Source organism: Armatimonadota bacterium (genome assembly GCA_020354555.1).
Lineage (GTDB): Bacteria > Armatimonadota > Hebobacteria.
The window spans coordinates 1,370,168-1,380,539 of record CP070648.1 but is presented as its reverse complement, the minus strand read 5'-3'; the positions used below and the strand labels follow the sequence as shown (position 1 = coordinate 1,380,539).

General features: G+C 66.1%; 7 protein-coding genes. All 7 read left to right on the top strand.

The genetic code is table 11. From position 1 onward, the window contains the following. A partial coding sequence (locus JSV65_05590) for a hypothetical protein (GenBank protein UCH35825.1) occupies positions 1–762 on the top strand: 762 nt, incomplete at its 5' end. Positions 763–1,048: 286 nt separating this feature from the next. Beyond that, a complete protein-coding gene (locus JSV65_05585) occupies positions 1,049–1,663 on the top strand; it encodes a hypothetical protein (GenBank protein ID UCH35824.1) in 615 nt (204 codons plus the stop codon). 40 nt (positions 1,664–1,703) lie between these two features. Then, on the top strand, positions 1,704–2,312 hold the full coding sequence (locus JSV65_05580; GenBank protein UCH35823.1) for a class I SAM-dependent methyltransferase: 609 nt from the start codon (positions 1,704–1,706) through the stop codon (positions 2,310–2,312). 273 nt (positions 2,313–2,585) lie between these two features. Next, positions 2,586–3,224, top strand: a complete 639-nt coding sequence (locus JSV65_05575) for an isoprenylcysteine carboxylmethyltransferase family protein (GenBank protein UCH35822.1) — start codon at positions 2,586–2,588, stop codon at positions 3,222–3,224. 165 nt (positions 3,225–3,389) lie between these two features. Beyond that, complete coding sequence (locus tag JSV65_05570; GenBank protein UCH35821.1) at positions 3,390–5,888, top strand: alpha-mannosidase; 2,499 nt, start codon at positions 3,390–3,392, stop codon at positions 5,886–5,888. 246 nt (positions 5,889–6,134) lie between these two features. Then, positions 6,135–8,723, top strand: coding sequence for an S-layer homology domain-containing protein (locus JSV65_05565; GenBank protein UCH35820.1), 2,589 nt, complete (start codon positions 6,135–6,137; stop codon positions 8,721–8,723). 443 nt (positions 8,724–9,166) lie between these two features. Then, positions 9,167–10,372: S-layer homology domain-containing protein (locus JSV65_05560; protein ID UCH35819.1), on the top strand; the 1,206-nt coding region annotated here is incomplete at its 3' end.

Sequence of the window (10,372 nt, the reverse complement as noted above, 5' to 3'; positions counted from 1 at the left end):
TGTCTGTCCAACCTCAAGCAGATCGCTCTGGCCGCGCTCATGTACGCGCAGGACTATGACGAAGTGCTGCCGACTGCTGGCGGCAGCCAGTGGGCGACATCGCATCCGATCGTGCCCGTTTCCCCGCAGCCGACGTTCGCCGACGCAGAGGCGGCGAGCCTCGGCTCCAAGGACTACTGGCAGTTGGCGGATGTCCTGCGGCCCTATGTCAAGAGTATCGAGATCTTCGAGTGCCCCACCCAGATCCGCCGCTTGCCCTGGACCATAATCGAGGAAGGCGTCCTCACCTCGGGGCCCGCAGTGGGTGTGACCAAGGTCGGGGACTTCATCGATGATGGCGACAAGTATGCGCCATGGGTCGGGGTCGGAACCTACGGGTACGGATGTGTACACTACCCCTACGGCGCGGGCGTTTCGGCTCGACCCTACACCGGCGCCACCGGACAATTCTGGGATGCCGCGATCTTCTTGAGCCTGGTTGAGGATACTGACGATCCCCGCGAGTACTGGGCCTGCGGCAATGCCGTCGGCAACTTCGACGACCCCGTGTGGAAGCCGATCGTGTTCGGCATGCATTCCGTCCACGAAGGATACAGCGAGGGCTACGCGGCCGCCCATATCGTACCGGTCGAGTTGGGTGGCGCCGCCCCGACCCTTCCGTTCGCCATTCCGATTGCGTTCGCTGATGGTCACGTCAAGTATACGCGGCTGGGCTTCTACCAGATCATGGGCCTCATCGTGGCGCCCAACGAGATCACCTGAGCCGCCGCAGGATAATCACAGGGCGTCTCGTCTGAATGGGCGTCCAGCGAGGAGTCAGCGGCCCGCTCCGAGATATCTCGGGGCGGACCGCTTTTCTTGCGCACCTGCGGTAGGCTTGGCGCGAGGCCACTTGCGGGGGACGCTGTGCTCGGGATTCGGGCGGCGGTGAAAGCCGCCCCGCCCGGCGCGAACGCCGCGTTTCCCCTACCGCCCCTGTGGGCATAACGCCGGTGCGGACGCATCGCCCGGCCAAACCGATGGCGCCCCGTGTAGGAGGTCAGTGGTCGTGCGCGCAAGCTGGCTCGTGGCCTTGGTTTCCCTCTGTCTGGTCGGGGCGGCGGTCCTGATACCTATCCTAAGCCGCCAGTCGGGTTCCGGCATCGACCCCTGTCTCTCGAATCTACACGCTCTCACACTGGTCACGGGAATGTACGTGCTCGACTACGGCAGGTTCCCCAATGCATCAACGTGGATGGACGAGCTCCGCCCATATGCGGACGAGATAAGTCACCATCCCGAACCCCGCGAGAAACCCGACATATTTCATTGCCCCTACGACACAGCACACCGATACAGCTACGCGATGAACTCCGCACTAAGCGAGATGAAGCCGCCCGACCGGAGGAACCTCCCGCATATCATCCTCTTCTTCCCCTCCGATTCCGGCAAGCGGAACGCATCCGGCTTGCCCCCCGTAGGGGAGTGCCGCCCGCACGGGGAAGGCGAGGACATGTGCGTCGTCGCCTACGCCGACGGCGGCATCGCCATATTCGCGCCCGGCGAGCGCCTTGAACCGGTTGCGCCGTCAGTGAAGCGTTCGCGCTCGCCCCGCAAGTCGATGCCCGGAGTCCAACCGAGACGGCCCGCCCGGCACGCCGAGCCCGGCGATCCAGCGAAATGATCCCCGGCCGAATCAATGCGCGCTTGACGGAGCAGCGCCAGTGACCCGCGAATCCCTGCCCGCCGACTTCCTCGACCGCTTGCGGGCGCTCGAGGATTCCTACTGCGCCGAAACCGATCCCATCCGCCAGTCCGGCTTCTCGGGCGGGCCGGAGCGCTGGCGAGCGGAACGGGAGCCCATCCTCGAAGCGGTGGACCGCGACGGGGATTTCCTCGACATCGGGTGCGCCAACGGCTACCTGCTCCAATGCCTGGTCGCCTGGGCGGGGGAGCGAGGCCACCGCTTGACGCCACACGGCCTCGACTTCGGCCGCCGCCTTGTTGCGATGGCGCAGAAACGCCTACCCGAATTCGCCGCGAACTTCCACATCGGCAACGCGTGGGATTGGCAGCCGCCGCGCAAGTACCGCTATGTCTATTCCCTCCTGGACTGCGTGCCCGAGGATTACCTCGGCGCATACTGCCGGCGTTTGCTCGAACGGATGGTGAAACGGGGCGGCAAGCTGATCATCGGCATGTACGGCAGTCGCTCCCGGGACGTGCCGCCGCTCAACGTCGCGGAACGGCTGACCCAACTCGGCTTCGAGGCGCAGGGAACGGCGTACGGCGGGACACCTCCGCTCACAAGCTTCGCGTGGGTCGTGCGCTAACCGGCGCGCAAGGGGGCACCCGCCTCGCGGGCATCGAGAAGTGATCGAGCGTGTGCGGTAGGGCGCCGCTGCCAGCCCCGCCGATTCCCGTTGCGTGGCCAATGCAACGCGCGGCGCACACGCTGCTCGTTGACGGCGGCCCGGGGGAATGATAACATGGTTGAAAGGGTCGTCCGCCTACTCTCGCCCCATGTCGAGCCCAGCGGGGCACAGCATCTCCGCGCTGCCGTGTATGTTCGGGCGCTCCGTCTCGTTTCTAAGGGTTGTTGCTCTATGTCTCAAGCGCCGACAACGCCTGCGCCCGAGATGCGCAGGTCGTTTCTCGTTCGTAATCGCACCAGAGTAGGACTCGCCCTCTTTCTCGCCTTGCTCCCTGCTCTCTTTTTCGTCCAGCACCCCTGGCCCGAAGAGACCTACGTGGACTTCGTGCTCGACTCGGCCGGCTACATGCTCGCGATTGCAGGTGTGCTGGGCCGGCTCTGGTGTACCCTTTACATCGGCGGGAACAAGCACGAGACGCTCCAGCGCACCGGGCCCTACAGTGTTGTAAGGCACCCCCTCTACGTGAGCAATCTGCTTCTCGGCCTCGCCCTTGCGGCGCTGTCCGAAAACCCCATCGTGCTCTTCGTGGTCGTCGCGTATTTCTGGATTCAATATCGGAGCACGATACGCCACGAGGAGGCGGCGCTGGAGGCCACCTTCGGCGAATCGTACCGCGAGTATGCGCGCACGGTGCCCTGCTTCATTCCCAAGTTGTCGCACTTCCATTCGACCCCGCCCGCATCCGTGAACCTGTCGCCGCTTTACGCCGAAGCCGCGAGATGCCTCGCGTTCCTGGCCGTAGTCCCGCTGTTCGAGCTCATTGCCTTGCTGCACGAATCGGGAGTCGTACCGTTCATCTCCTTCCCGTGAGATGCTCGCGAGTGCGATTTCGCAGAGGTTGGCTGCATGACTTGGCCGTGCCCGGCCCTCGCGTGATCCGCAAGAGGCTATTGGCTCTTGCCGCCGTATCTCTAGTCTTCGTTCCGATTGCCCTGGCAGCGAGAGCGCCTGCCGACATCGAAGGAGCATCAACCCATGCCTCGCAAGCAAGCACAGCGCCGCGCCACAAAGGGCAGCGCCAAAGAACGTAATCCCAAGGACTACACCGTCCACATGATCGGCAACGCCCACATTGACCCGATCTGGCTGTGGCGCTGGCAGGAAGGATACGACGAGATCGTCTCAACCTCGCGCTCGGCGCTCGACCGCATGAACGAATACCCCGATTTCCTGTTCTGTCGCTCCTCGGCGGGCCAGCATTTGCCCGTGGAGCAGGACCACCCGGCGCTCTTCGCCGAGATCGAAAAGCGCGCCCGCGAGGGCCGCTGGCACATCGTCAACGGTTGGTGGGAGCAGCCCGACTGCAACATCCCGTGCGGCGAGTCGTTCGTCCGCCACGCCCTGTACGCCAAGCGCTACTTCAAGCAGACATTCGGCGCCGAGGTCACCGCGGGCTACAACGTGGACACCTTCGGCCACTGCGGCACGCTGCCGCAGATACTCAGCAAGTGCGGCTTCACCTCCTACTCCTTCTTCCGCCCGGGCCGCCACGAGAAGGAACTTCCCGCCGGTGTGTTCTGGTGGGAGAGCCCGGACGGCTCGCGCATCCTCGCCTGCCGCCCGCCGGTCGGTTACGCCTCCGGCCGCGAGGATATCGAAGAGAACATCACGCGCGCCTACGAGCAGATCCAGGAGCCGCTCCACCACGTCATGTGCTTCTACGGCGTCGGCAACCACGGCGGCGGCCCGACCATCGCCAATATCGAGGCCATCCACCGCGTCAACGCCCGCCCCGACGCGCCGAACGTCGTCTGCTCGACCCCGGACGCCTTCTTCGTGGCGATCCGCAAGGAAACCGACGACTTCCCGGTCGTCCGCGACGAGCTTCAGCATCACGCCCCCGGCTGCTATGCCGCCGTCAGCGAGGTCAAGCGCCGCAACCGCCACAGCGAGATGCTCCTCATGACGGCCGAGAAGTTCGCCGCGGTCGCCCGGCGGCTGTGCGACCTGCCGTATCCGCAGGACGACTTCGCGCGCGGCTGGCAGCGCGTGCTCTTCAACCAGTTCCACGACGTCCTCGCCGGCACCAGCATCAAGGAAGCCTACGAGCAGGATGTCTATCCGTGGTACGACGAGTGTGACCGCCTCGCCGGCGCCGCGCTCGACAAGAGCCTGCGCGCCGTCAGCGCGCGCATCGACACCTCCGGCGAGAATCCGGCGCTCGTCGTCTTCAATCCGTTGTCCTGGACGCGCGGTGAGGTCGTCACGGCGAAAGTCCCGGTCGCGCGCGAACGCGGCCGCAGCTTCCCCCTCCGTCTGCTCGACCACGAGGGACAGGAAATCCCGATCCAGGTCGGGCGGATACTGTTCGAGGGCGCCCGTCTGTACGCGGAAGCGACGTTCGTCGCCGAGGTCCCCGCCCTCGGCTATCGCATCTACCGTTTCGAGCGCAAGCCGTACGCCGCGGCCGATTCCAAAGTGACCGGCGGCGGCTGCACCATCGAGAACGAGCACTACCGCTTGACCGTGCACCCCGACACCGGCGGCATCGCAAGCCTCTATGACAAGACCAACAATGTCGAAGCCGTCACCGGCGGCGCGAGCCCGCTCGTCGTCATTGACGACCCCAGCGATACCTGGAGCCACGGGATTGACGCGTTCCGCGATGAGATCGGGCGCTTCCACTGCGGCGGGCGGGTCGAGGTCATCGAGCGCGGCCCGATTCGGTCCACCATACGCATGACCTCGACCTGGGGCGCCTCGACGGTGGTGCAGGAATTCAGTCTGTCGCGGGGCGCGCGGCGCATTGACTGGACGCTCGACATTGACTGGCACGAGCAGCTCAAGGCGCTCAAGCTGGCGGTGCCGGTATACGTCACCGAGTCCGAGGCGACGTTCGAGGTGCCTTATGGCGCTCTCGTCCGGCCCGCCACGGGCAACGAAGAACCGCTCCAACGCTGGATGGACGTCACGGGCGACCGCGGCGGCAAGCGCTACGGCGTCGCACTGCTCAACGACTCCAAGTACGGCGGCGACGCCCTGGGCAGCGAAATGCGGTTGACCGTTCTGCGCAGCCCGGTCTATGCCTTCCACGACCCGCGCATCATCGAGCAGGGCGTGACCTATGACTGGACCGACCAGGGCAAGCAGACCGTGCGCTGCGCGTTGCTGCCGCACCAGGGCGGGTGGCAGGAGGCATGCACCGTCCGCGAGGGCTGGGCGCTCAATGTGCCGCTTATCACACGCCTCGAGCCGGCGCATGATGGCGACTGGCCGGCTTCCCAGAGCTTCCTCGCCGCCGAACCGGGCAACGTCGTGCTGTCAGTCCTCAAGCAAGCCGAGGACGGCGACGACTTCATCCTGCGGCTCTATGAAACCGACGGGCGCGACGGCGAAGTCACCATTGGCCTGCCGACCGAAGGCGCGAGTTGCACCTTCCCCCTCGGCCGCTTCGAGATCAATACGATCCGCTGCTCCCTGTGCGACGGCAAGCTGGTCGCTGAGGAAGTTGACATGCTCGAGCGCAAGGGCTAGGCTGGCAAGCGCTGGCAGCGCGCGCCCGCGGCCGAACAGGCGTCGGCCGCCGGGGAAATGTCGCAAGAGGTGCCGCGGAGCCGGCGGCGAAACCTAGCGCTTGCCACTGTCCAGCGGTTCCACGCAGGGCGTGAGTGGGTGCTCGCAAAGGGCAGGTGGGTGGGGGCAAGCGACGAGCTGCTCCAGCGTCTGTTGCGCCGTGTCGGCGCGCCTCCGTGCCGCACCGTGGCATAAGGAGGCAGAGTTATGCGACGGGTCTCGATGCGGCTGCGCCGCATTCCGCAGCGGCGCGCGCGCCGCGCAGTTCCTCTCCTCTCATCCCTCATTGTCGTCGCGCTGATGTCCGCGCTTGCGCTGCCGGTTCACGCCGGCGCGGAGCGGGCGGTTTGCGCGACCCCGGCCAATCAGTTGTCCGCTGACGTTGACGGCTCCCGGATCGTGTGGTCGGACGACCGCAGCGGCAACTTCGACATCTACATGAAGGATCTCCACACCGGTTTGGAGACGGCGATCTGTACCGCGCCCGGAAGCCAGGCCGACCCCGCCATCTACGGCGACCGCATCGTGTGGGAAGACTGGCGCGGCGTCGAGCGGGACATCTACATGTACGACCTGCGGACGGCGACCGAGACCCCGATCTGCACCGATGTCAATCGCCAGCGCGCCCCCGATATCTACGGCGATCGCGTGGTGTGGGCCGACTCGCGAAACGGGTTTGAAGACATCTACATGAAGGACTTGTCCACAGGCCTGGAGGTCCCGATCTGCACCGCCGCCGCGGATCAGTATTTGCCTGCGATCTGGGGCGACCGCGTGGTGTGGACCGACTCGCGCAACGGCAACCGCGACATCTACATGTACGACCTGGCGACCGCAACCGAAACCGCCGTCTGCACGGATCTTGCAGGGCAGGGCGCTCCGGACATCTCGTATGACCGCATAGTATGGCAGGACGACCGCAACGGCGCCGACGACATATACATGTATAATCTCGTCACCAGCGTCGAGAGCCCGGTCTGCCTGGCTGCGGGCTTTCAAGAGTCTCCCACGGTGTGGAACGACCGCGTGGTGTGGGCCGAAGTGCGCAGCGGCACGCGCGACGTCTACATGTACGACGTCCCAACTGCGACGGAGACCGCGGTGTGCACTGCCGACGGGGGCCAGTTCTCCCCCGCGATCGCCGGCGACCGCATCGTGTGGGCCGACATGCGCAACGGCAACTACGACATCTACCTGCACGACCTCGACCCGTCGTGGGGTGAACTGCAGATCACGACCCTAGCGACTCCGGAGTGGGTGCCTCGCGCCTGGGGTCACCGCGTCGTGTACGAGGATGTTCGCGGCGACGGTGACATCTATATGTACGACCTCCTCACAAGCACCGAAACGCCGATCTGCACCGCGGTCGGAAGCCAAGGCCGCCCCGCCATCCACGGCGACCGCATCGTGTGGCATGACCAGCGCAACGGCAACGCCGACATCTTCATGTACGACCTGGCGACGAGCACGGAAACGCCTATCTGCACCGACGCTGCGGACCAGTTCGAGCCCGTCATCTGGGGCCATCGCATCGTATGGCGCGACACCCGCAGCGGCAACGACGACATCTATATGTACGATCTCGCCGCGAGCACTGAGACCGCGCTCATCACCCACGCCGCGTCGCAGATGAACGCCGCCATCTGGGGCGATCGCATCGTGTGGGCCGACTCGCGCGACGGCAACTGGAACATCTACATGTACGATCTCGCGACGAGCACGGAGTCGCCGGTGTGCACGAACTCAGCCTACCAGTCGCGGCCCGACATCTGGGGCGACCGCATCGTGTGGGGCGACCAGCGCAACGGCAACGATGACATCTATATGTACGACCTCGCGACGGCAACCGAGACCGCGGTGTGCACCGCCGCCGGCGCCCAGTTCTGCCCCGCCATCCACGGCGATCGCATCATCTGGCAGGACACTCGCAACGGCAACGACGACGTCTATATGTACGACCTCTCGGCCGCCCGCGAAAGCGCGATCTGTGATGATCCCAGCATGGTCTACTACCCGGAAATCTGGGGCGACCGCGTCGTGTGGGCGGACTACCGCAACGGCAGCCCGGACATCTACGTGCACAAGCTGGCAACCGTGTCGTTCGACGACGTCGTGCGCACCCATCCGATGTGGCAGGGAGTGGAGACGCTCTACGCCATGGGCGTCACCACCGGCACCTCCACCGCGCCGCCGCTGTATTCGCCGGCGGACCCGACCACGCGCGGTCAGATGGCGGTGTTCCTGTGCAAGGCCTTCGGCAAGACCTGGTACGACCCGGGAGCCGCGAGCTTCACCGACGTCCCGCGCGGCACCAATGGTCAGGATGACGGCCCGCCGTACACGGGCGGACTCGACGCCGACGGCACCCACATCTTCTACGGCTGGGTCGAGCGACTGGCGGACGCGGCGTCATGGGGCGGCACCGCGCCGACCGGCGGCTACGGGGACGGCACGTTTAGGCCGACCAACAACTGCACGCGCGGGCAGACGGCGACCTTCCTCTCCCGGGCGGCGGGAAAGCTGTGGTACGACCCAGGAGCCGCCAGCTTCACCGATGTCCCGCGCGGGACCAACGGCGTGTGGGACGGCGGCGGAAGTGGCGGCCTGGATGTTGACGGCACGCACATCTTCTACGGCTGGATCGAGCGACTGGCTGACGCCGCCTCATGGGGGGCCTACGGCGCGCCGACCGGCGGCTACGGAGACGGCACGTTCCGCCCTGCCGACCAATGCACCCGCGGCCAGATGGCGACCTTCATCCAGCGCGGCTGCGACTTCGAGCCGCCGATCAGGTAGGAATCTCGGGCAGGCAAGCTGACCGCCTGCATCCATAGCCGGCTTCGCGACGGGAGGGCCCGAGCGCCCTCCCGTCGCCGGTTGGGTGGCGGGGCGACGGGCGCTGCCAATGCGGCTTGGGCTGAGCAGCGCTTTCCGGTGGCGCGCCACCAGGCGGGGGGGGCAGCGAATTAAGTACGACGAAAAAAGGACGGAACTCTTCAGTCCTAATGAAGGAATGGCCCTATCGCATGTGCAAGCAAGCATGGGGTTGGTTTGACTAAGGATTCTGGCTTGGAGCGCCCGCTGGGGTGGGGCGCCCGACTGTGGAAGTGCCTCGGGGCTAAAGCAGGCGGACGCACCCATAGTCCCATCGTAGCGAGCCCTCCTCGCCGGAGCGGCGCAACGCAGCGCGCCGAACAACCGTGCCGGCAAGGTTACGCACGGCACAAGGAGGCAGGGCTATGAACCGCCGATTCGCTTCTCTCGTCTGTTCCCTCATCGCTGTTGCACTCCTAGGTATGCTCGCCGGTCCCGCCGCGGCGGTCGCCAATGAGCGCGCGATCTGCGTCACGGCGGACAGCCAGCAGTTGCCGGCGATCTACGGCCACCACATCGTGTGGGCGGAGTCCGGCAACGGCGGCAGCACCGGCTCCGACATCTACATGAAGGACCTCTTCACCGGCGTGGAGACGGCGATCTGCACCGCGACCGGCGACCAGGACAACCCCGCCATCTTCGGCGACCGGATCGTGTGGGAGGACAACCGCAACGGCAACTGGGACATCTACATGTACGACCTGGCGACGGCCACCGAGAGTGCGATCTGCACCGACGGCGCCATGCAGCGCTATCCCGGAATCTGGGGCGACCGCATCGTGTACGAAGACTGGCGCAACGGCAACGGCGATATCTACATATGCGACCTGGCGGCGGCGAGCGAGTCGGCGATTTGCACGAACTCAGCGTACCAGGGCTATCCGGCGATCTGGGGCGACCGCATTGCGTGGCTTGACATCCGCAACGGCAACAGCGACATCTACATGCACAAGCTGGCGATGTGCTCGTTCGATGATGTGCCGCGCGGCCACGCGATGTGGCCCGGCGTCGAGGCGATCTACGCGCAGTCGGTAACCAGCGGCACCTCGAGCGCGCCGCCGCTGTACTCGCCGGCCAACAACACCACGCGCGGGCAGATGGCGGTGTTCCTGTGCAATGCGTTCGGCAAGACGTGGTATGACCCCGGCTCGGCCAGCTTCACCGACGTCCCGCGCGGCACCAACGGCGTGTGGGACGGCGGCGGCGGCGGCGGCCTGGACGTGGACGGCACCCACATCTTCTACGGTTACATCGAGCGCTTGGCCGACGCCGCGTCGTGGGGCGGCACCGCGCCGACCGGAGGCTACGGCGACGGCACCTACCGCCCCGCCAACACCTGCACCCGCGGGCAGATGGCGACCTTCCTGTGCATTGCCGCGGGCAAGACGTGGTATGACCCCGGTTCCGCCAGCTTCACCGATGTCCCGCGCGGCACCAACGGCGTGTGGGACGGCGGCGGCGGCGGCGGCCTGGACGTGGACGGCACGCATATCTTCTACGGGTGGATCGAGCGGCTGGCGGACGTGGCGTCCTGGGCCTCCGGCGAGGCGCCGACCGGCGGGTACGGCGAC